21 protein-coding genes and 1 pseudogene are annotated in these 21472 nt (G+C 67.7%); 8 read left to right on the top strand and 14 right to left on the bottom strand.

Annotated elements, in window-relative coordinates; all coding sequences use genetic code 11:
• Positions 1-19: 19 nt before the first annotated feature.
• Complete coding sequence (locus RVF83_RS13330; protein ID WP_039880082.1) at positions 20-865, top strand: hypothetical protein; 846 nt, start codon at positions 20-22, stop codon at positions 863-865.
• Between the two features lie 13 nt (positions 866-878).
• Here the strand turns inward: RVF83_RS13330 and RVF83_RS13335 are convergent, their stop codons facing one another.
• From RVF83_RS13335 to RVF83_RS13355, 5 genes and pseudogenes are all read right to left on the bottom strand, one after another.
• Positions 879-2210 (bottom strand): YibE/F family protein, encoded by a 1332-nt coding sequence (locus RVF83_RS13335; protein WP_005195603.1) that lies wholly within the window; start codon positions 2208-2210, stop codon positions 879-881.
• A gap of 89 nt (positions 2211-2299) precedes the next feature.
• Entirely contained in the window at positions 2300-3238 is a 939-nt protein-coding gene (locus tag RVF83_RS13340; RefSeq protein ID WP_005195604.1) for a MetQ/NlpA family ABC transporter substrate-binding protein, read from the bottom strand.
• A gap of 72 nt (positions 3239-3310) precedes the next feature.
• Entirely contained in the window at positions 3311-4018 is a 708-nt protein-coding gene (locus RVF83_RS13345) for a methionine ABC transporter permease (protein ID WP_005195605.1), read from the bottom strand.
• Positions 4015-5017, bottom strand: a pseudogene (locus tag RVF83_RS13350) (methionine ABC transporter ATP-binding protein). Before RVF83_RS13350 ends, RVF83_RS13345 begins: the two are co-directional and overlap by 4 nt.
• A gap of 85 nt (positions 5018-5102) precedes the next feature.
• Positions 5103-6503 carry an LLM class flavin-dependent oxidoreductase gene (locus tag RVF83_RS13355; protein ID WP_210735506.1) on the bottom strand — a complete coding sequence of 467 codons (1401 nt, stop codon included), beginning with the start codon at positions 6501-6503 and terminating at the stop codon, positions 5103-5105.
• 149 nt (positions 6504-6652) lie between these two features.
• On the opposite strand from RVF83_RS13355, the gene RVF83_RS13360 reads away from it, so the two are divergent.
• On the top strand, positions 6653-7156 hold the full coding sequence (locus tag RVF83_RS13360; protein ID WP_005195610.1) for a mycothiol transferase: 504 nt from the start codon (positions 6653-6655) through the stop codon (positions 7154-7156).
• A gap of 81 nt (positions 7157-7237) precedes the next feature.
• Here RVF83_RS13360 and RVF83_RS13365 read toward each other — a convergent pair whose 3' ends face one another.
• Complete coding sequence (locus RVF83_RS13365; RefSeq protein ID WP_005195611.1) at positions 7238-7654, bottom strand: DUF6764 family protein; 417 nt, start codon at positions 7652-7654, stop codon at positions 7238-7240.
• A 142-nt stretch (positions 7655-7796) separates the two neighbouring features.
• Here RVF83_RS13365 and RVF83_RS13370 point away from each other — a divergent pair, with 142 nt between their 5' ends.
• On the top strand, positions 7797-8729 hold the full coding sequence (locus RVF83_RS13370) for an LLM class F420-dependent oxidoreductase (protein ID WP_005195613.1): 933 nt from the start codon (positions 7797-7799) through the stop codon (positions 8727-8729).
• A 13-nt stretch (positions 8730-8742) separates the two neighbouring features.
• Here RVF83_RS13370 and RVF83_RS13375 read toward each other — a convergent pair whose 3' ends face one another.
• From RVF83_RS13375 to RVF83_RS13385, 3 genes are read right to left on the bottom strand one after another with little or no spacing between them, the layout of a single operon-like run.
• Positions 8743-9471, bottom strand: coding sequence for a pirin family protein (locus RVF83_RS13375; protein ID WP_005195615.1), 729 nt, complete (start codon positions 9469-9471; stop codon positions 8743-8745).
• Positions 9471-9953 (bottom strand): MarR family winged helix-turn-helix transcriptional regulator, encoded by a 483-nt coding sequence (locus RVF83_RS13380; RefSeq protein ID WP_005195621.1) that lies wholly within the window; start codon positions 9951-9953, stop codon positions 9471-9473. The genes RVF83_RS13375 and RVF83_RS13380 overlap by 1 nt, the downstream gene beginning before the upstream one ends.
• A 3-nt stretch (positions 9954-9956) precedes the next feature.
• Positions 9957-10928 (bottom strand): pirin family protein, encoded by a 972-nt coding sequence (locus RVF83_RS13385; protein WP_005195624.1) that lies wholly within the window; start codon positions 10926-10928, stop codon positions 9957-9959.
• Between the two features lie 128 nt (positions 10929-11056).
• Between RVF83_RS13385 and RVF83_RS13390 the strand changes: the two genes are divergently transcribed.
• Positions 11057-11437, top strand: a complete 381-nt coding sequence (locus tag RVF83_RS13390) for a hypothetical protein (protein WP_005195626.1) — start codon at positions 11057-11059, stop codon at positions 11435-11437.
• A gap of 50 nt (positions 11438-11487) precedes the next feature.
• Complete coding sequence (locus RVF83_RS13395) at positions 11488-12324, top strand: alpha/beta hydrolase (RefSeq protein ID WP_005195628.1); 837 nt, start codon at positions 11488-11490, stop codon at positions 12322-12324.
• A gap of 46 nt (positions 12325-12370) precedes the next feature.
• Here the strand turns inward: RVF83_RS13395 and RVF83_RS13400 are convergent, their stop codons facing one another.
• Entirely contained in the window at positions 12371-12919 is a 549-nt protein-coding gene (locus RVF83_RS13400; RefSeq protein WP_005195630.1) for a TetR/AcrR family transcriptional regulator, read from the bottom strand.
• Between the two features lie 92 nt (positions 12920-13011).
• On the opposite strand from RVF83_RS13400, the gene RVF83_RS13405 reads away from it, so the two are divergent.
• Entirely contained in the window at positions 13012-15060 is a 2049-nt protein-coding gene (locus RVF83_RS13405) for a hypothetical protein (RefSeq protein WP_157226820.1), read from the top strand.
• Between the two features lie 92 nt (positions 15061-15152).
• Here the strand turns inward: RVF83_RS13405 and RVF83_RS13410 are convergent, their stop codons facing one another.
• The 3 genes from RVF83_RS13410 to RVF83_RS13420 form a co-directional block, all read right to left on the bottom strand.
• Positions 15153-15596, bottom strand: coding sequence for a hypothetical protein (locus RVF83_RS13410; protein WP_005195644.1), 444 nt, complete (start codon positions 15594-15596; stop codon positions 15153-15155).
• 106 nt (positions 15597-15702) lie between these two features.
• Entirely contained in the window at positions 15703-17202 is a 1500-nt protein-coding gene (locus RVF83_RS13415; RefSeq protein WP_005195648.1) for an alpha/beta hydrolase, read from the bottom strand.
• A 94-nt stretch (positions 17203-17296) separates the two neighbouring features.
• A complete protein-coding gene (locus tag RVF83_RS13420) occupies positions 17297-18100 on the bottom strand; it encodes an alpha/beta fold hydrolase (protein ID WP_005195650.1) in 804 nt (267 codons plus the stop codon).
• A gap of 118 nt (positions 18101-18218) precedes the next feature.
• Here RVF83_RS13420 and RVF83_RS13425 point away from each other — a divergent pair, with 118 nt between their 5' ends.
• Positions 18219-19454, top strand: a complete 1236-nt coding sequence (locus RVF83_RS13425) for a benzoate/H(+) symporter BenE family transporter (protein WP_005195651.1) — start codon at positions 18219-18221, stop codon at positions 19452-19454.
• An 80-nt stretch (positions 19455-19534) separates the two neighbouring features.
• Here RVF83_RS13425 and RVF83_RS13430 read toward each other — a convergent pair whose 3' ends face one another.
• Entirely contained in the window at positions 19535-20959 is a 1425-nt protein-coding gene (locus RVF83_RS13430; protein ID WP_005195654.1) for an aldehyde dehydrogenase family protein, read from the bottom strand.
• Between the two features lie 185 nt (positions 20960-21144).
• Here RVF83_RS13430 and RVF83_RS13435 point away from each other — a divergent pair, with 185 nt between their 5' ends.
• Positions 21145-21465 carry a putative quinol monooxygenase gene (locus RVF83_RS13435; RefSeq protein ID WP_005195656.1) on the top strand — a complete coding sequence of 107 codons (321 nt, stop codon included), beginning with the start codon at positions 21145-21147 and terminating at the stop codon, positions 21463-21465.
• Positions 21466-21472 lie beyond the last annotated feature (7 nt).

The raw sequence follows: 21472 nt of genomic DNA on the forward strand, positions 1-21472 counted from the left end.
CGTCATCGGTGCGTTGATGATGTCCGTTGTCGTCGGAGCGGGGAGCGCGAACGCGGTCCCGCTGCCAGCGCTGCCGCCGCTGCCGGAACCGTTCGCATCCTGGTTCACCCCACCGGAGCCCGTGGAGAAGAAGCTGGCCAAGAGCTACGCCGCACTCCAGAAGTCGATGAAGAAGTCGCTCCCCGGACAGCTCGGCGTCGCGATCGCGCCGATCGGGGGCGACCAGGTCATCTCGTTCGGATCGCTCAAGGCGGGGCGGGCGTGGTCGACGATGAAGGTGCCGGTCTCGCTGGCGGCCCAACGCAAGCGCGGTCCGGCCGTCGCGATGATGGAGGACAAGGCGATCACCTTCTCCGACAACGACGCCGCAGGTGAGCTATGGGGTGTACTCGGTGGCGGTCACGCGTCCGTCGACGCCGTGACCGCTGTGCTTCGCGAAGGGCACGACACCCGGACGCACGTCTCGTCGGAGGTGGACACCCCTGCGTCGTTCCCGGGATACACCTCGTGGGCCCTGCGTGATCAGGCGCTGTTCGGCGCGCACCTGCCGTGTCTGCCCGGCAGCGAGAACATCATCCGCCTGATGAGCGACGTCGCCCCGAATCAGCAGTGGGGTATCGCCAAGGTCGGACGGAACCAGGGCGCGGTGACCGCGGTCAAGGGCGGCTGGGGACCGGCCACGTCGAAGTCCGGCGCCCACCTGGTGCGCCAACTCGGCGTCATCAGCACGGTCGATGGTCAGGTCGCGGTGTCGATGGCGGCGATCCCGCGCAGCGGATCGTTCACCGACGGCACCAAGATGCTCACTCGATTGGGCAACTGGCTCGGCAAGAACCTGACCGAGCTGCCCAAGGGACGGTGCTGAGCGGTCGGAGCGTTCAGCTCGACGCGTGCGCGGGTGCGGCTGCCGGTGTGCCCGCCGGCCGGCACAGGGCTGCGGCGATCGCGGTTGTCAGCGGCACCGAGAGGGCGATGGCGATGCCGCCGACGAAGGATCGGGCCAGCTCGACGGCCACCACGTCGGTGGTGAGCAGACCGCCGAGCGGCTGCTGGGCCACCGAGAAGAGCAGCATCAGTGGCAGGGCGCTGCCGGCGTAGGCGAAGACCAGCGTGTAGACGGTGCTCGCGATGTGGTCGCGGCCGACGCGCATCGCGGCCTTGAACGTCGCGAGTCGGGTGGGTTCACCGGCGGCGGCCAACTCGAAGGCCGCCGACGCCTGCGTGATGGTGACGTCGTTGAGGACACCGAGGGTTCCGATGATGAACCCGGCCAGCAGGAGGCCGCTGACCGAGATGTTGCCTGAATAGACCTGCAGGTTGGTGGTCTGGTCGCCGGACAGTCCGGTCAGGTTCATCGTCTCGATGGCGAGCCAGCTCAGCAGGCCTGCCATCAGCAGCGAGGTCAGCGTGCCCAGCAGGGCCGAACTCGTGCGGAGGCTGACGCCGTGAGCGAGGTAGAGCACGACGAACAGGATCACCGCCGACGACACCACGGCGACCGCGACCGGGGAGGAACCGTCGAGGATGGCGGGCAGGGTGAACCCGCCGAGGACGATGAAGGCGAAGGCGAGACCGATGATCGACCGGAACCCACGCCACGCGGCGACCAGGACGATCGCCGCGATGAACAGGATCGCCCAGATGATCGTGGCGGTGCCGCGCTGGAAGTCGAAGAACGTGTACCGGTTGCCCTCCGGGCCGGGGACCGTGGACAGTCGGATCGCGTCGCCGACGTGCAGCGTGGGCTGACCGGCCTGGGGTTCGTCGAGAGAACCCGGTACGGGCGCGCCCTCGGGACCCGGTTCGGCGCCGGACTGCGCGCGCTTCGTCGGGATCTCCAGCACGGTGTACCGGCCCTCGACCTCGCCGGAGTCGAAGCGCACCGCATTGAGGATGCAGGGACCGCCGGCGACCGGGTTGACGGGGATGTCGGCGGTCTCGAGGACCGAGCCCGCCGCCGGGTTCAGGCAGTTGGCGCGGAACTGGTCGACGACCTCGCCATTGACCGTCTGGATCGACCCGCCGTCGGCCGACCGGAACTGGGTGGGCACCGGATGTTCGGAATCCGACGGCCACAGGACGATCATGCCGATGGTCACGGCCACCGCGGTGACCGCCAGTGTCCCGGTGACCAGCCACCGGGCGAACGGGGACAGCATGTGGGAGATGTCGGTCAGCGAGTGCGGGTGACCGTGATGTTTGCGCTCCACGCCGGTGAGCCTATGCGCAAGCGCCCGGATCGCGGTATGCGACCCGGGCGCCCGGCGGCGGTGCGGGGAAACCCGTCACAGATCGTGACCTACAGCGGCAGGAGGATGTTCTTCACCTGCGGATCGGTGGCCAGGAATTCCTGCACGGCGGGATCTTTGAACGCGGCGACGAGGTTCTTGATGTTGTCGGTGTTCTCCCACTCGGTGCCGATGGTCAGCTGTCCGGCGAACTCGTCGGGGGCCGGGGGAGCGTAGATCTGCTTCTCGATCGGGATGTTCGCGGCCAGGTAGTACTCGGTGTAACCGACGGTGGCGTCGAGGTCGGCCAGCGACCGGGACTGTGCGGCGAAGTCGAGCAGCACGAACTGCAGGTTGCGCGGGTTGGTGGCGATGTCCTTCTGGGTCGCCTTCCACTTGTCGATGCCGGGCTTGAGGGTGATCAGGCCGGCGCGCTCCAGCAGCCAGAGCCCCTGGGCCTCGTTCGCGGGATCGGAGTAGAGCGAGACCTTTGCGTTCTGCGGGAGGTCCTGGGGGGTCTTGTACTTGTCCGACCAGATACCGAAGCCCCAACGAAAGACCGGGGTGGCGGCGACTTCCTTGAAGTCGGGATTGGCCTCGAGGACCTGCGACAACCACAGCTTGTGCTGGTAGATGGTGCCGGCAACCTCTCCGTCGCTGACCGCGCGGTTCAGGGTCGTCGAGTCGGCGAGGCCCCTGAACGCGACCTTGATGTCGTATTTCGGTGCGACCTTCTCGGCGATGAACTCGACGAGGGCCTGCTCGGCGGCGTTGCCCTCGGCGGTGACCACGGTCAGCGTCGCGCCGGGGGTCTCGTTGGGGGAGGCCTCATCCGATCCGAGGAAGCGCCACCCGAGCACACCGGCCAGTACGGCGACGACGACCAGGGCGCCGGCGATCAGCGGCCAGCGCCGCCGCTGGGAGATCTCGATGTCGGAATTGCCTGCGGGAGGCGGTGTTTCGGACGATGTGCCCGACACGCCGGTGGCGGAACCGGTGTCTTGAGACATGGTTGGACCTTTCAAGTGTGTGGTGAGGGTGATGCGAGGGGTGTACGTGCGGTGACCCGGAAAGACCTGGGGTCAGTGGTTGACGCGCTTGGAGGTCGCCGGGTTGAGGCTGCGTGCGAGTGCGTCGCCCGCCAGCTGAATGAGCGCCACGGTGATCACCAGCACGATGATCGTGGCGACCATGACGCCCTGGTCGAAGCGCTGGTAGCCGTAGGTGACCGCCACGTAGCCGAGGCCGCCGGCGCCGATCGTGCCGGCGATGGTCGAGTACTCGATCATCGCTATGGTGTTGATGGTCAGGCCGCCCACGATGCTCGGCAGTGCTTCGGGAACCTGTGCCTTCCAGATGATCTGGGCGTTCGAGCCGCCCGAGGCCCGGGCGACGTCGATGGTCGACGCAGGCACCGACCGCAGCGAGTTCTCCACGATGCGGGTGAAGAAGGCGATACCGGCGATCGACATCGGGACCACCGCCGCGGCGATGCCGATGTTGGTGCCGGTGACGAGGCGGGTGAACGGGATGATCGCCGTCATCAGGACCAGGAACGGCAACGATCGGCCGATGCTGATGATCCACGACAGCGGCGTGTGCAGCGCCCGGTTCTCGAAAAGTCCACCGGGAGCCAGATTGTGGACCAGCGCACCGAGCGGGACGCCGACGACGAGGACGACGACCATCACGATGCTGACCATGAGGACTGTGTCGATGAACGCCGGCCACAGCAGATCGGGAATCTCGTCGAGCGGCACGGTGATGGCGGCCAGGTTGATCGTGCTCATGCTGCCACCCCCGCCTTCTTTTTCTCGAGCGCGTCGTTGTCGGCCTGGTTCTCGATACCGCCGACGGGATCGGTGTCCGGTGCGGGTGCCTCCCCGACGCGCGCGGCGAGTCCGAGCTCGCTCGCCGCACCGACGAATGCGGACGCATGGCCGGTCGGGACGGAGACGGTGAGATCGCCGAAGGCGGTGCCGTCGATGGTCTGGACGTTGGCTCCGAGGACCGAGATCGGGATGCCCAGGCTTCCGCCGATACGGGTGAGCCAGTCGGCCGGCACGGTCGTCGAGTTGTAGACGACGTTGACCGCGGTCTGGTCGCCGGACGCGGACGCACTGGGGCCACGGGGCCGAAGTGCACGTCCGAGAACGGAATCCGGGTCCAGCACGAGCTCTTCGAGGCGTCCGTGTTCGACGATCCGGCCGTGGTCGAGTCGGCCGACGGTGTCGGCGACCCGCACGATGGTGTCCATCTCATGCGTGATGAAGACGACCGCGAGGCCCAACTCGTCCCGAACCTCGGTCAGCAGCCGGAGGAAGGTGTCGGTGGCGGCCGGGTCGAGTCCGGAGGTGGCCTCGTCCGACAGCAGCACCGACGGCTTCAGCGCCAGAGCACGTGCGATGCCCACACGCTGACGCTGCCCGCCCGAGAGCTGATGGGGGTACAGGTCGGCCTTGTCGGCCAGGCCGACCAGGTCGAGCAGGTCGGCGACCCGTGACTTCGTGGATGCCTTCGTCGCACCCCAGGTATTCCAGCGGCAGGGCGACGTTCTGGGCGGCGGTCCGCCGCGAGAGGAGGCTCGCGGACTGGAAGACCGTGCCGATCCGACGCCGCGCTTCGCGCAGTCCGGAGGTGCCGAGGGCGGTGAGGTCCTCACCGTTGACGACGACCTTGCCCGACGTGGGGCGCTCCAGGAGGTTGAGGCAGCGCGCGAGCGTGCTCTTGCCCGCGCCGGACGGGCCGACGACGGCGAAGATCTCGCCGGAGTCGACGGTGAACTCCACTTCGTCGAGAACAGTGGCCGGGTTCGGCGAACCGACCCCGAAAACCTTGGTGAGCCCAACGACTTCGATCATCGTGCGGCCCCGATCACTTCGTTCCGGCGGCGGCGAGGCGGTTGCGCTCACGGATCGAGTCGTCGACCGTCGAGTTCACGCCGCCGACCCGGTAGGTCGAACCGCGGTGGTTCTCGGGCAGGTGGTCGCCACGGCCGAAAAGCTTGTGGCGCAACGTGCCCGGGACGTACCCGCGGTCGTAGACGCCGCGGCGCTCGAGAGCGGGGATCACGTGGGTGACGATGTCCTCGAAGGAACCCGGGGTGACGGCGTAGGCGACGTTGAAGCCGTCGACGTCGGTCTCGGCCACCCAGTCCTGCAGCTGCTCGGCGACCTCGTCGCCCGAGCCGATCAGGACGGGGCCCATACCGCCGATGCCGCCCCAGGCCGCGATGTCGCGGACGCGCCACTCCTCGCCGCTCTCCGAGGCCTGTTGGAACGCGGCGACCGCCGACTGGATGGCGTTGCTCTCCACGTTGCCGATCGGCTCGTCGATGTTGTAGCTCGCGAGGTCGATGCCCATCCAACCGGACATGAACACCAGCGCGCCCTCTTCGCTCGCATAGGACTGGTACTCGGCGGCTTTCGCGCGCGCGGCCTCGGGCGTCGAGTCGGTGATGATGGTGAGCAGTGTGTAGATCTTGGCGTCGTAGGGGTCTCGCCCGGCGAGGACGAGTTCCTCGCGGATCTTGCTCACGACGTCGCGCAGGATGGCCTTGGTGGGAGCGGCGACGAAGATGGCCTCGGCGTTCTCCGCCGCGAACCGGCGTCCGCGCGGCGACGCGCCGGCCTGGTAGATGACCGGGGAGCCCTGCGGCGACGGTTCGGACAGATGGATGCCCGGGACCTTGAAGTGCTTGCCCTCGTGTCCGATGTGGTGCACCTTGGCCGGGTCGGCGAAGATGCCCGCCTCACGGTCGCGACGCACGGCGTCGCGTTCCCACGAACCCTCCCAGAGCTTGTAGAGCACGGTCAGGTACTCGTCGGCGTGGTCGTAGCGGTCGTCGTGTGCGAGCTGGTCGTCGTCGCCCATGTTGCGTGCACCCGACGGCAGGTAACCGGTCACGACGTTCCACCCGACGCGACCACGGGTCAGGTGGTCGAGCGTCGACATGCGGCGCGCGAACGGGTAGGGGTGCTCGAAACCGGTTGCGGTGGTGACGCCGAAGCCGAGGTTCTTGGTCGCGTGTGCCATCGCCGAGACCAGCAGCAGCGGGTCGTTGACGGGGATCTGGGCGCCCTGTCGGATCGCAGCATCGTCGGTGCCGGACAGGACGTCGTAAGTCCCGAGGACGTCGGCGATGAACAGGCCGTCGAAGCCGCCGGTCTCCAACAGGCGGGCGAGATCGACCCAGTAGTCGATGGTGTTGTAGTTCCACGACCGGTCGCTCGGATGGCGCCACAGGCCGGGGGACTGGTGCGCAACGCAATTCATGTCGAACGCGTTGAAGCGGATCTTGCGGGTGGAGCGCGTGCCGTTGTCGGGGGTCACGGCAGGCTGGTTCTGTTCAGACACCGGAAGAATGATGCTGACGGATGTGCGGACCCGCCATCTTTGCGCGCACGGCGAACTAAAATTGCCGCATGCGTGCCACAGATGTGCTAATCGACGGTCTCGGTCGCGTCTCCGAGAATGTTCACGCAGTGCTCAGCGGCCTGGAACCCGAGGTCTTGAACCGGGCCCCGGCGCCGGGCGCCAACACGATCGCCTGGTTGGTCTGGCATCTGACACGCGTTCAGGATGCGCAGGTCGCCGACGTCGCCGGCGCCGACGAGGTGTGGGTGAGCGCCGGCTGGGCCGAGCGATTCGATCTGCCGTTCTCGCCGGCCGACACCGGCTATGGTCATTCGACCGATGAGGTGGCCCGGGTCGTCGTCGACGATGCGGGCCTGCTCCGCGACTATTACGACGCCACGCACGCTGTCAGCGTGGACTACATTGCGGCGCTGACCGATTCGGATCTGGACCGGATCGTCGACACCAACTGGGATCCGCCGGTGACGCTCGGCGTCCGGTTGGTCAGCGTCGTCGACGACGACGCGCAACACGTCGGACAGGCCGCATATCTGCGCGGGCTGTTCGGCTGACACGCCGTACCGGATGGAGAGGCAGGCCGACCCTAGGGCTCCAGGCCGGTCGCCCCGTTCGCACCCGTCAGGCGCGAAGGATCAGGACCTGCAGCCCTTGAAGGTCTGGAAGTCACCGGCGAATGCGGGGCCGCCCTTGCAGGTCGGGCCGTTCTTGCCGTCGACGACGACCTCGGCGCCGGGTCCGGCGATACCGATGGCCAGACCACCGCGCTCACCGGTCATGGTGACGGTGGCACCGGGGCCCAGGGCGATGGCTGCGGGGCCGGCGAAGTTGTTCGCGATGGAGCTGGCCTTACCGCCGTTGTCGGTGATGGCGAGTGCGAGACCGTTGGGGCCGGACTCGGCGCTACAGGATGTCGTGGAGGAGCTCTGACCGGGCAGGGCCGGACACACCGACGGTGCCGCACCCGCCGACGGGGCGGCGGCGAGCGATACTGCGGTGGCACCTGCCGCCGCGACGACGAAACCGAGGGCTGTACGCGCAACTGTCTTCATTTTCGGACTCCTTTGTCGAGTACTCGTCGAGTACCGGGTTGGGTGTCGTGCACATGCGATTCGGATTCGCCGCGGGGCCGGATGGGCGGCCGGGGAACTCGTCCCGCACGAGGTGAGTGCCCACTGCGCGTAAGTTGAAACCGTGCAATTGCGAATCTTCACCGAACCCCAGCAAGGTGCGACCTACGACCAGCTGCTCGCCGTGGCGAAGGCGACCGAGGATCTCGGTTACGACGCCTTCTTCCGCTCCGACCACTACAGCGGCATGGGTGGCGACGGGTTGCCGGGCCCGTCCGACGCGTGGATCACGCTGGCAGGTCTCGCGCGCGAGACCTCGCGCATCCGTCTGGGCACGCTGGTCTCGTCGGCCACCTTCCGTCTTCCGGGCCCGTTCGCGATCGCGGTCGCCAACGTCGACCAGATGAGCGGCGGCCGAATCGAACTCGGGCTCGGCGCCGGCTGGTACGAGCCCGAACACGAGGCCTACGGCATCCCGTTCCCGTCGATCAAGGAACGGTTCGATCGTCTGGAGGAGAGCTTCGAGATCATCACCGGGCTGTGGGGTACGCCCGAGGGTAGTCAGTTCGACTACCGCGGTGAGCATTTCCGGCTCACCAACTCGCCGGCACTCCCGAAGCCGGTGCAGACCCCGCGCCCGCCGATCATCGTCGGTGGCAGCGGCAAGAAGCGCACCCCGGCGTTGGCGGCGCGGTTCGCCGACGAGTTCAACGTGGTGTTCCAGCCCGTCGACGTCGCCGGCGAGCTGATCGGCAACGTGCGGGCAGCCTGCGCCGCGGCGGGGCGTCGCCCCGAGACCATGACATACTCGGGAGCACTCGTCTTGTGTTGCGGCAGCACCGAAGCCGAGTTCCGCAGTCGCGCCGAGGCGATCGGCCGGGAGCCGGACGAACTGCGTGAGAACGGCGCCGCGGGCACACCGGACGAGGTCGCGGCAAAGATCGAGAGCTATCGCGAACTCGGTATCACCCGGATGTATCTCCAGACACTGGATCTCGACGACCTCGACCACCTCGACCTCGTCGCGTCGAAGGTGGCACCGCAGCTCGGCGGTTGACCCGGCAGCGGGCTCAGGCGATGCCGGCGTGCATCTCCCAGAACAGGATCTCGGCTCCGCCGGGGCTGTTCAGCGAGATCTCGCCGGCCCTTCTCGTGCGCACGGCATCACCCTCGCCGAGGGTGTGACCGTCGACGTCAACGCTCCCTCGTGCGACGTACAGGTGACCGTAGGGTGCGGCGGGCAGCGTCACCGTCTTGCCGGCGGGCATTCGCGCCACATGCAGGGCGGCGGCGGAGTTGTTGATAGTCACCGGTGCCGTCGTCGCGTGGCGGGACAGTCCGGAGACGACGACCACGAGTTCGCCGTTCGCCAGTGCGTCGGTGACGTCGGCCTCGGTGTACCCGGGTTCCAGGCCCGCCTCGTCCGGCGCTACCCACATCTGGACCACACGCAGGTCGGTGCCGTCGAGGCGTCCGGTCGCGTTGCCCTCGCTGTGGGCGATCCCGCGGCCGGCCGTCATGCGTTGTACCACGCCGGGTTTCAGGATGCCGTTGTTGCCCGTGGAATCGCGGTGGCGCAGTGCTCCGTCGAGGACCCACGTGACGATCTCGGCGTCACGGTGCTGATGGCGGTCGAGTCCCTCGCCCGCGTCGACCCGATCGTCGTTGTGCACGAGCAGGACTCCGTGGGCGTTCGCGGCGAGGTCGAAGTTGCCCGTCGCCGGGAAGGACTGCCAGGACTCGAGCCACTCGTTGCGCCAGTGATGGCGCTCGGCGGCGCGGATGATGTTGAGTGGCATCAGCTTTCCTGGTTTCTCGGGTGGGTGGCGTCGAGATGCGCGGCGAGTCTTTCCATCACCGCGCGCAGTTCGCGTCCGTCCGAGGGGCGGAGTGCGGTGAAGAACAGGTCGTCGACGCACCGACCGTGGTCGTGGGCGGCTTCGCGGAAAGCGGCACGCCCGGCGTCGGTGAGGACCGCGTAGCTACCACGCCGGTCCTCGGCGGCGCGTTCGCGCTGCAGCCAACCGCGTTTGACCATCGCGTCGACCTGGTAGGACAGACGCGACGTGGAGAACACCATGCGGTGCGACAGGTCTCGCATCCGCAGTCGGCCGCCCTCGCTCTCGTGCAGGATGAGCAGCATGCTGTAGTCGGCGAGACTCATCCCGGCGGTGGCACGTAGGTCGTCGTCGAGCATGGTCTGCAGCCGCGCGGCGGTCTCGATGAAGACGCGCCACGCGGCCTGCAGATCGTCGGACCCGGCGGGGGAGTGTCGGGGCATAAATCAGCGAACGGTGTGCGGCATCAGCGCATCCGGCGGGATGACACCGAGTCGGCCGGCTTGATAGTCCTCGATCGCCTCGACGAGTTGCTGCTTGGTGTTCATGACGAACGGACCGTACTGGAACACACGCTCGCGGATCGGCCGGCCGCCGAGCAGCAGGACCTCCAGCGCGGGACGGTTGCTGTCCTGCGAACCGTCGGCGGCCACGGTGATCCGGTCGCCCTTACCGAGGACCGCGAGCGATCCCTGTTCGATCGGGCGACCCTCCGCGCCGACCCGCCCACGCCCGGACAGCACGTAGACCAGCGCGTTGAACTCGGGATTCCACGGAATCGACACCCCCGCACCCGGTTGCACCGTGGCGTGGGCCAGGGTGATAGGTGTGTGCGTCGATCCCGGCCCGCGGTGGCCGTCGATCTCGCCGGCGATGATCCGGATCAGCGACCCGGCGTCCGGGGAGGTCACCAGGCCCACCTGACCGCCCTCGAGATTCTGGTAGTTGGGTGGGAGGAACTTGTCCTTGGCGGGCAGGTTCACCCACAGCTGGATGCCGTGGAACAGCCCGCCCGACTCGACCAGCTCGGCCGGTGGGGTCTCGATGTGGAGGATGCCGGACCCGGCCGTCATCCATTGCGTCGCACCGTCTTCGATGAGGCCGCCGCCCCCGGCGGAGTCCTGGTGGGCGAACCGGCCGTCGATCATGTAGGTCACGGTCTCGAAGCCGCGATGCGGGTGCCAGGAGGTGCCCCGCGGTTCGCCGGGTTCGTAGTCGACCTCGCCCATCTGGTCCATGTGGATGAAGGGATCGAGGTCGGCGGCGGAGACGCCGGCGAAGGCGCGCACCACCGGGAACCCTTCTCCTTCGTATCCGCGCGGTCCGCGCGTGACCGAGCGGACGGGTCGTTCGATGGCGTCGACCCCGGGCGAGGACAGGCGCGCCAGAGTCAAGGTGTCGGCGGAGACGGCAGGCATGAGGTGCTCCTTCGTTCGTTAGTCGCTCAAATTTGAGCAACTCTGTGTGCCTCAACCGTCGAGGGCGCCGGACTATTCCTCACGCGTTCGCTCTCCCGGTGGGCGACCGGTGGGCGATAATCCAGCCCATGGTCGACACCTCGTCATCGAAGCCGCCCGAGCGTCAACGCATCAAGAAGCTGGCCCAGGCCGCATTCAATGCCGACGTGACGGTCGAGCAGCTGGAGGGGATTCTCGCCGATATGGGCGAGACCCTGGAGGGCCTCGGCCCGACGATGGGGAATCTCGACGCGACGATCGAGAAGCTGGATGCGACTCTCGTGCGGATGTCGGGAACACTCGACAAGGTGGATACCACCGTCGGCCGGATGTCCGATGTCGTGGCGCGTCTCGAGCGGGTCGTCGCCCGGGTCGAGGTGCTGGTGGGGATCGGCGAGGCCGCGCTTCGTCCGCTCGGAGTGCTCGAGTCCGCGGGTAAGTCGGTCGCGGCGCGATTGGGCCTCCACTGATCCGCGTTCGTGTGAGCAGGGCGCCAGAGCAGGAAACGAGAGAGCAGGGAATGACACCGCAAGAGCACAGTTTCCGCGGACCGCACGGCCAGAACATCGTCTACGACGTGCACCGGCCCGAGCGCGATCCGCGCGGCGTCGTGGTGATCGCCCACGGGCTCGCCGAGCACGGCCGACGGTACGGCCACGTGGCCCAGCGCCTCGTCGACGCGGGTTATCTGGTGGCGATCCCCGACCACATCGGGCACGGGCGTTCCGGCGGAAAGCGGATGCGCCTGCGTCGTTTCGGCGAGTTCACCGGCGACCTCGACACCGTCATCGCCCACGTCTCCGACGATGCGCTCCCGACGTTCCTCATCGGGCACAGCATGGGCGGCTGTATCGCGCTCGACTATGCACTCGACCATCAGGAGAAGCTCGACGGTCTCATCCTCTCGGGCGCGGCGGTGCTGCCCGGGGATGACCTGTCTCCGCTGGCGGTGAAGGTCGCGCCGGTGCTCGGGCGGATCGCGCCGGGGTTGCCGACCACAGCGTTGAGTTCGTCGAGCATCTCCCGTGACCCGGCCGTCGTCGCGGACTACGACGCCGATCCGCTCGTCTCGCGCGGAAAGATCCCGGCCGGGCTGGGCGGGGCGATGATCGCCACGATGCAGTCGTTCCCGGAGCGCCTGCCCTCACTGCAGTTGCCGGTGCTCGTGATGCACGGCGGCGCCGACGCCCTCACCGACCCGAAGGGCAGCGAACTCGTCGAGCGGCTCGCGGGTTCGGAGGACAAGACGCTGGTCATCTACGACGACCTGTTCCACGAGATCTTCAACGAACCCGAGCAGGACGTGGTCCTCGGCGAGGTCGTGAGCTGGCTTGTCGCCCACACTCGTGTGAAGTGATGTTGGTTCTGCCGGTGGAAACTGCCCGGTGTGGGACCGCTGCTCGCTACGGCAGGTCGAGCACGGCCTGCACGAGTCGCCATACGTCGTCTGCGGTCTGATCCAACTGGGACTCGTTGCCCGCGGCGAGTGCGATTGCGACCAACCTGACGGTGCCTCCCGCGGCGAAGTCGAGGTCACTGGGGCGTGCATCCGGGTGGGCTTCGGCGAGGTGCTCGGTCAACCACTCTTCGAAGGCCGAGCGGACCTGACCCCACGTCGCCCGGTCACCGAGAAGGCCCGCGAAGGCCCGGGGCTGCGCGCCGATGTCGGCGAGAACGCGTCTGATGACCGCAGGTGTGTCGTCTCGGTCGGATTCAGGGACCGAGGCGAGGATCTCGTCGAACCGCGATCGGACCATGTCCGCCAGGAGTTCATCAGGTGATGAGTAGTGCTGGTAGAAGGTCGGCCGGCTGACCTGTGCGCGCTGGCAGATGGCCGAGATCGTGATTGCCCCCGACCCCTGCTCGAGGACGAGGCCACGAGCGGCGTCGAGTAGCGCAGTCCGACTGCGTACCGAGCGTGCATCCGGGCTGGTTCGACCGACTGTCGTCATCGTCACTCATTTCAACTTTGCCGATCGCTATTTTACATCTGTAAGGTTTCTTACAACTGTAAGACAACGTTCTCGTGGAGGAGCCTTTCATCATGTCATCTGGACCACCCGGCGGCGCGACGAGCTGGCCGAAACTTCTGGCGGCTCTGGCATTTCCGATTTTCATGGCCCTCGCGATGCCCGCGGCCTATCTCGCCGCCTTCCACGAGCCAGAACCGACCAACATGGTGGTGCAGATCGTGGGCACCGGCGACCGAGCCCAGAAGCTCGCGACCGGAGTCGGTGTCAGCACCGAGGGCCGGTTCGACGCAGCGGTGGTCGCCGACACGGAGACGGCGAAGCGCGCGCTGGCCGATCTCGACAGTCGTGCGGCATACGACCCGGAGACCGGCGACCTCTTCATCGCTTCGGCGGGAGGCGCAGCAGCGGCACAGGCGGTGACCGCCGTCTTCACCGAAGTCGCCGGTCAGAGCGGTCAGACACTCAGCGTCACCGATGTGGCTCCGCTGCCCGAGCAGGACCGGGTCGGGGTGTCGTTCCTCTTCATCGGCCTCGCCGCGATCTTGGCCGGCTTCACCACCGCGACGATGCTCGGTATGGTGCTGCCCGGTCTCGGACTGGGACGCCATCTCGCGATCCTGGGTGGGATGAGCGTGATCACCGCGGTGATCGGGACGTGGATCGCCTACGGCGTCTACGGTGCGTTGAGCACCAACCTGCTCGCGGTGGGCGCGATGCTCACAGTGCTGTCAGCCGTGACCGGGTTGATCCATCTGGGAGGCCTCCGGCTGATCGGTTCCGAGATGACCGTCGTGTCGGTCATCCTGTTCATCATCCTCGGGATACCCGCCTCTGGTGCCGGGGTTCCGGCCGACATGGTGCCCGGGTTCTTCGGATCGCTGCAACACTTCCTGACGACCTCGTCTGGTCTGGATGCCCTCCGGCGGATCATCTACTTCGACGGCGCGGGAATCGCGGCGGACCTGACCACGCTGGCGATCTGGACCGTGGCCGCGATCGGGATGTTCACGCTGGCGACGCTGAAGCGGCCGGGGAAGGGCGGGGAGGAAGTCCTCCCGATCGCCGTCCCCACGGAGCCGGCCGAGCGGCGCCTCTTCACCCGGCGGTTGACCGCAGGTGTGATGACCCTGCCGCTGTTGTTCGCGATCGTCATGCCTCTCGTGTTCGTCGGGCTCTTCCACAGCCCGGCACCGCGTTCCATGCCGATAGCGGTGATCGGCTCCGGTGCGCCCGTGACGGAGACGGTCGCCGGTCTCGAGGCCGCAGCCGGCGACGCGCTCGATGTCGTCGTCGTGCCCGATGCCGGCGTGGCCCGTCAGCAGCTCGAAGATCTCGAACTTCGTGGCGCGGTGGACCCGATGCGCGGCGACGTCTACGTCGCCTCCGCCGCGGGCATGCAGGCCGCTGCGGCGGTCGAGTCGCTGCTCACCGGCGTGGTCGAGTCGGGTGGGCACACGGCAACGATCACCGACGTCGCACCGCTGCCCGCCGAGGACTCGGTCGGTGCGAGTTCGCTCTACCTCGGCATCGGTGCCGCTGTCGGCGGGTTCCTCGCTGCGGTGATCGTCGGTGTCTTCGGTGGCGGCCTGCGAACCCGGGTTCAGGCGCTCGTCGTGGTCGCGGTGGCCGTGATCAGCGCGGCCATCCAGGTGCTGTGGGGCTGGACGGTGTTCGACATCTTCGACGGCAGCGCGCTGTCCGCGTTCGGCATGCTCACCGCACTCGGGATCACGATCGGCCTGATCACGCTGGCCGGGTTCAAGCTCATCGGTCCCGCGCAGCTCCTCATCACGCTCTTCGTGTTCATCATTCCCGGAGTGGCCGCGAGCGGTATCGCAGTCCAGCTCGACTTGGCGCCGTCGTTCTACGGGGTGCTGCACGCGATTCTGCCCACAGCGCAGGGACTCGGTGCGATCCGTGACGTCATCTACTTCGATGGCGCCGGTGTCGGTAGCAGTCTCGCGGTCATGGGTGCGTGGGCGGCCGCGGCAGTGGTCTGTCTCGTCTGGGCATCGCGACGTGCGGGCAAGGCGGACCGGTCAGGAGAGGAAACCGCCGACGACCAGGCGGTGGAGACCGACGAAGGTCAGGTTCTCGTGGGGGCCGTCGACGCTCCCTGACGCGTCCACCGATTGTCTGTGGTCAAAAGGGCACCTGGGTCTGTGGTGGTATTCCGCCGCCGACCCAGGTGCCCACTGTCGTGAGGGAGTGCTCAGGCCACGCGCACTACGACGCCGGCGAGCAACACCAGCACTCCGCCGATCTCGCCGACGATCAGCGCGAGCATGAACAGGTACGTCCCCGGCATCGGTTTCTCGAACTGATTCGTGGTGTCGCGCAGTGCGCCGTGGATGCAGTACGCGGCGATCGCGGCGACGAAGAACACGATCGGCACCGCGGCGGCCACCAGGTTGACCACAGGACCAAACGCACTCAACTCGACGAGGGCCGCGAGGACGAGGGTCGCGAACGAGTACATCAGCGCGGCACGATGAGCGATGTCGACGTAGACGTGCGCGGTGTGTTCGGGCGACGTGCGGATCCCGTGGTACTTCCACACACCCAGTGCCAGACCCCAGACCAGGATCAGCCCGGAGGCGATAACCACGGCGATGGTGTCGGTGCCGACGAGGTCGGCCAGATCGGCGGAGTTCACCTCGTAAACCTATCCGCTGTGCGCGGTGGCGACGAGGGCCGACAGATGGACCAGCAATAGGTATCGCTCAGCGATACCTATTGCTGATTCCCTCAACGGAGCGGGCTTACCGAACCGGTGCCGTGGTCGTCGTCGACGACGCGGGCTGCTCCGAGACCGGCGGAGCCGACGGCGCGGGCTCCGGTGCGGAGGGGTCCGTCGTCGTCGCGGCGGATTGCTCTGCAGGGGCGGCGGATTCGGCCGCTGCCGACTCGGGTGCGGCGGGTGCGGATGCCGACACGTCATCGCTCGACGGCGCAGCCGACTCCGAGGCGTCGGACGGGCCAGCCGATTCCGACGACGAGGTCTCCGACGACGGGGAGGAGGCGTCGGTCGACTCCAGCGCGGCCAGCACAGTGGCGTCGAGGGCGGGGGAGGCCGCGGCGGCCTGTTTCACGGCCATCGTGACCTTCGCGGGGGCCTCGGGATCAGGGCTGCCCGATGCCGACACGACCGTCGTCTTCGCGGTGACCGGCGGGTTGTTGCGCAGCGCCTCGAGGACGTGGCCCTTGCCGTCGCCGAGAGCACGACCCCAGTTCTCCCAGGTGTGGCCGCCGTAGTTGGGCAGCGAGATCACCGACGCGCCGGACTGCTTGGCCTGCAGCTGCATCAGCACGGTCGACACCGCCGACAGGATCTCCAGCGCGATCGCCGAGATCTGATCCTGCGGGGCGAGCTTCGCCAGCTCGGACGGGGTGAGGAAACCGTTGCCCGACGAGATGACCAGCACCTGACCGTTCTCCGCGAGCTTGCCGACGTTCTTCGACGGGTCGTTGTCGGTCCAGCGGGTGCCGCCCGGCTTGCCCCACATGTTGACGATTCCGCTGACGTAGTTCGACACCAGGCTCTGCGTCGCGAAGACGCCGAGGGCGCCGATCGGGTTGTCGGTCTGGTAGTAACCCGACATCGCCTGGACGACCTTGAACTGCTCGGGGTGCCGCTCGGCGAGCGTCACCGCGGGGCCGCCCGACATCGACAATCCGACGATCGCGTTGTTGTTGCGGGCGACGCCGAATTGCTCCTCCAGGTACGCGGGGAGCTCGGAGGTCAGGAAGGTCTCCTGCTTGATGATGGTGTTGTTGCTGCCTGCGCCACCGTCCCAGTCGGTGTAGAACGACGACGCGCCGCCGACCGGCATGACCAGCGTGGTGTCGGCCTTGGCGTCGTAGACACGGGCGGCCTGGACGTCGGTGGTCCACGCCGAGCGGGTCTCGCTGGCGCGCATGCCGTCGAGCAGGTAGACGCCGCTGTCGCTGCCGCTGGAGGCGCGGATCTGGACGATCACGTGACGTTGCTGGGATTCCGACCACACCTTGCAGTTCTGCACGAAGTATCCGGAGGAGTCCCAGGTGCAGCCCGGGCGCAACTTCTCCGGATGCCCGCGCAGGGCGCTGGCGGTGTTCGACGAGTCGAACAACGTGCTCGCCCCGAACAGGCCGAGCGTGAGGATGGCGACGACCGAGATACCGGTCAACACCCGCCGGCGCGGCGAGAGACGACGGGGCTTCGGGCTGGGGGCCTCGGAACCGGGGGCCTCGGAAGGGCTGGCCTGGGATGAGTGCGACATAGAGCTCCTGACATACGTGGCCACCCGAAGATCGCGTCGGTGCCGATGTCAAGAATGTCGTTCGACGACCCGACCGGCGTTACGCCGGCTCTGTTCAGCCTGCTGCCTTCGCTGTTCGGATGGCGACCTCGGCCGTCTGCTCGGGGCGTTCCCACCAAAACATGTGCCCGACGCCGGCCCACCTTTCGAGGGAGGCGTCGGGGATGGCCGCGGCGAGCCGTTCGCCCTCGGCGACGTCGATGACGTCGTCGACGTCGCCGTGGATGACGGTCGTGGGGACGTCGATGGCGGCCAGCCGATCGCGGGTGTCGTGGCCCGCACAGGCCGCTGCCTGGGCGGCGACCACCGCCGACGGCACCTTGCGCAGCGTGGAGAACTTCGTGAACTTCTCGAATGCGCCGTCCTCGGAACAGAATTCGGGGGACAGGTTGACCTCGAACGCGGTGCGGGCGACGCGCGCGGCGTCGCGGGAGGCGATGGCCTCGACCAGGCGCAGCGCGCCTGAGGTGCCGATCGCGCCCGGACCGCCCGCGGTGGTACAGCCGAGGACCAGGCTGCGCGCACGGTCGGCGTGGCCGAGGGTCAGCTCCTGCGCGATCATGCCGCCCATCGACGTGCCCAGGACGTGCGCGGTGTCCCAGCCGAGGCCGTCGAGGACACCACGCGCGTCGTCGGCGAGGTCGGCGATGGTGAACGAACCCTCCGCGCGGCTGCTCCCGCCGATGCCGCGATGGTCGTAGACGGCGACTTGGAAATGCGGGGTCAGTCGGTCGAGGAGTTCGGCGGTCCACATCTCCCGGTGTGCGGACATGCCCGCGATGAGCAGAAGCGGCTCGCCGGTGCCGGTCACCTCGACGTCGAGGACGGTGGTCGAGTCGGGGTGGGTGGGGATCAGCATGAAGGCCGATCGTACTCACGGCGCCTGCGACGCGTGGGCGTCGTGCGATAAACACACGCGATCAATCCCGGGAATCTGTGTCCTTGTTCTCGCCGGATACGCAGCTAGCCTCGCCCACATGTACGCAACCGGCTTCGAGCGGCCCACCGGTACCCGGCCGAGTCCGTCGTCGATGCTGCGCGATGCCGGCGGGACCTATCTGGCGAACGGCCTGATCGGACTGATCTTCGCCGCGTCGGGACCGGTGGCGGTGATCCTCGCGGCGGGTGCGGCCGGCGATCTCACCACGGCGCAGCTGTCGTCGTGGATCTTCGGGGTCTTCGTGCTCAACGGCGTCCTGACGGTGGTTGCCAGCTGGGTGTATCAGATGCCGCTGGGATTCGCGTGGACGATCCCCGGCACGGTGCTCGTCGGTTCGGCTTTGGCGCACCTGAGGTGGGCAGAGGTCGTCGGTGCGTTTCTCCTGACCGGCCTGCTGATCGTCCTGGTGGGTCTGACCGGGCGTGTTCGACAGGCGATGTCGGCGATACCGATGCCCATCGTGATGGGCATGGTCGCCGGTGTGTTCCTGCAGTTCGGCCTCGACGTCGTGGGCGCGGTCGGGGCCGACCCCTGGGTCGCGGTACCGATCGTCGTGGCCTTCTTCGCGCTCCAGTGCCATCAGACGGTGAGCCGGCGGGTGCCGCCGATCATCGGCGCGTTCGTGGTGGGTGCCATCGCGGTCGCCGCGACCGGGTCCTTTCACATCGACACTCCGGCGTCGTCGATCGTGGCGGTGCCGGTCTTCACGGTCCCGGAGTTCACCGTCCGGGCGGCGATGGAACTGGTGGTGCCGCTGGCCATCACCGTGATCGTCGTACAGAACGGACAGGGGGTCGCGGTGCTGCGCGGCGCCGGACACCGTCCGCCGGTCAACGTGATCACCGTGGCGAGCGGGTTGTGGTCGGCACTCGCGGCGTCCGTCGGGGCCATCTCGTCGTGCCTGACCGGCCCCACCAACGCCTTGCTGGTGGCGGGCGGCCGTCGCGACCGTCAGTACATCGCGGCACTGACCTTCGGGGTTCTCGCGATCGTGATCGGTGTGTTCGCGCCGGTGTTCGTCACGCTCATGCAGGCGATGCCGGCCGCGTTCATCGCGACGGTCGGCGGTCTGGCGCTCCTCGGTGCGCTGCAGGGAGCGTTCCGCGGGGCGTTCGGCTCTCGGTTCACCATGGGCGCGCTGGTGACCTTCCTGGTCTCGGTGTCGGACCTGACGGTCCTGAACATCGGTTCGGCCTTCTGGGGGCTCGTCGCCGGGATGGCGGTGTCCTGGGTCGTGGAGCGCAACGACTTCCGTGCCGAGGACCCGGTCTGAGCGCCGACGGACGCGGCACCGACAGACAGAAACCGGCGGGCACATGTGGATGTGCCCGCCGGACCTGAGAGGGTGTGGCGTCAGGCGCCGTAGCCGAGCAGCGACTTGACCTCGAGGAACTCGTCGAAGGCGTAGTCGCCCCATTCGCGGCCGTTGCCGCTCTTCTTGTAGCCACCGAACGGTGCGACCGGGTCGACCGTGGCACCGTTGAGACCGATCGAGCCCGCGCGGATGCGCGAACCGATGCGGCGGACCTCGTCGATGTCCTTGCCGGAGACGTAACCGGCGAGGCCGTATTCGGTGTCGTTGCCGATCTTGATCGCCTCGTCGATCGAGTCGTAGGCGATGACGACGAGGACCGGACCGAAAACCTCGGTGCGGGCGATCTCCATGTCGTTGGTGACGTTGGTGAACACCGTCGGCTTCACGTAGTAGCCGGTCTCGAGGCCTTCCGGACGTCCCGCGCCGCCGATGACCGGGGTGGCGCCGTCGGCGATCGCACGCTCGATGAGGCCCTGGATTTTCTCGAACTGTGCCTCGGAGACCACCGGGCCGAGCTGCACATCGGTCGTCGGATCGCCCACGGTGATGTTCGGCTCGACCGACTTGGCGATCTCGGCGACCTCGTCGAGACGGGAGGACGGCACGAGCATGCGGCTCGGGGCGTTGCACGACTGGCCGGAGTTCATCATCATCGCCGCGATGCCGCCGGCGACGTTCTTCGCGAAGTCCTCGTCGTCGAGGATGATGTTCGGGCTCTTGCCGCCGAGTTCCTGGGCGACGCGCTTGACCGACGGGGCCGCGGTCTTGGCGACCTCGATGCCCGCACGGGTGGAGCCGGTGAACGAGATCATGTCGATGTCGGGGTGGGCGGCCAGCGCGGCGCCGACGCCCGGTCCGTCACCGTTGACGAGGTTGAACACGCCGGCGGGAACGCCTGCGGCGTCGAAGATCTCGGCCACGATGGCGGCAGAGAACGGTGCCACCTCGGAGGGCTTGAGCACCATGGTGCAGCCGGTTGCCAGTGCCGGGGCGACCTTGCACATGACCTGGTTCAGCGGCCAGTTCCACGGCGTGATGAAACCGCAGACGCCGATCGGCTCCTTGACGATGCGGTGTCCGCCGCGGTCCTCGCTGAAGGAGAAGCCGGGCAGTTGGGCGGCAGCGGTCATCAGGTGGCCGAGGCCGATCGGAACCTGCGCGGCGTTGGTGAGGCCGACGGGGGAGCCCATCTCCTCGGTGACCGCGGCGGCGAGGTCGCCCATGCGGTTCTGGTACTCGGCGATGATCCGGTTGATGACCTCGAGTCGCTCGTCGACGGTGGTCTGGCCCCAGGTCTCGAAGGCGCGACGGGCGGCTTCCACGGCGGCGTCGACATCGGCAGCGCTTCCGATCGCGACCTGGCCGGCGGCCTTCTCCGTGGCCGGGTTGATCACGTCGATGACGTTGAGCTCGGCGGGTTCCACCCACTGGCCGTCGATGTAGAACTTGGTGATGTCCGGCATATCGCCTCCGTTGTCGCACTGATGTGAGGACATTTGTTGTCGATTTCACACTCTATGCCTTGAGGCGGCGGAGGTCTCGCGATTCCGGTAGCCGGAAGAGGTCGCCGGGCGGGACATTTTGGGACAGCCGTCCCAGTCGCATTTTGCGACGGTTCGTCCCGAGGTTCGGGGACTAAGGTCGAGGCATGATTCTCATCGTCGTGAAATGGCCCATCAAGCCCGAGTATGCGGACGAATGGCCGGAGCTGTCGCGCGAGTTCACCGAGGCGACGCGCGCCGAACCGGGCAACAAGTGGTTCGACTGGTCGCGTTCGCTGGACGACCCGCACACCTACGTGCTGGTCGAGGCATTCGATGACGACGCCGCCGAGGCGCACGTGACCTCACCGCATTTCAAGCAGGCGCAGCAGGAGCTGCCCAAGTACCTGCAGCGGACCCCGGACATCATCAACACCACCATTGACGGGGACGAGTGGTCGAAACTGGGCGAGTTCGAGGTCGCCTGACCGACGC

Origin of the sequence: Gordonia rubripertincta, assembly GCF_038024875.1 — a bacterium.
GTDB lineage: Bacteria > Actinomycetota > Actinomycetes > Mycobacteriales > Mycobacteriaceae > Gordonia > Gordonia rubripertincta.